Source organism: Marinomonas sp. S3726, assembly GCF_000967665.1.
Taxonomy (GTDB): domain Bacteria; phylum Pseudomonadota; class Gammaproteobacteria; order Pseudomonadales; family Marinomonadaceae; genus Marinomonas.
The window spans coordinates 1-519 of record NZ_JXYC01000060.1 but is presented as its reverse complement, the minus strand read 5'-3'; the positions used below and the strand labels follow the sequence as shown (position 1 = coordinate 519).

Here is a 519-nt window from a genome sequence, read left to right as displayed (position 1 = left end):
CGAGAAGAATGCTTTTCTTCAAACGACTGAACCGTCATATTTTGCTCTTTTAAAATGTCGGTAAGCCGGGCGAGTAATTGTTGTTTTTCTTGCTCTACTGATAGTGCTGCAATGATAGATTTAAAATGACGCGGCTCTGTCACCCACGCCATTTTATCAACACCAATTTGGCGTTTTGCGATGGCATCGGCATAAGACCAAGGTAGGCTTAAATCTGCTAATAACGCTTCAACTTTTGCCATCTGTTCGTGCTTATCAAAATTGTGCGGTTTACCGGGGTAAGACGTTTTTGTTTTGCCCAGTTTGGTTGCGCCAAGTTTGCGCATATGGTCTAACACTTTACCAATTTCACCTTGGTTTAAATCCTTCGCGCTACGCTTATTAGTGATATTAAAAAGCATTGCTCGGTAGGTATCATCATCCATTCTAAGGTCACGCTTTGCGGCGTGAATTGCCGCCATTGGATTGCGTTTTTTAGTCATTATCCTGCTCCTGTTTTACCCAGACCCCAAAGAGGAA

The 519-nt window shown here is 42.8% G+C and carries 1 protein-coding gene; it reads right to left on the bottom strand.

Annotated features, from left to right (window positions below; all coding sequences use genetic code 11):
• Positions 1-482 (bottom strand): regulatory protein GemA (locus TW85_RS24875; RefSeq protein WP_046019835.1); only part of this gene is annotated, 482 nt, incomplete at its 3' end.
• Between the last annotated feature and the right edge of the window lie 37 nt (positions 483-519).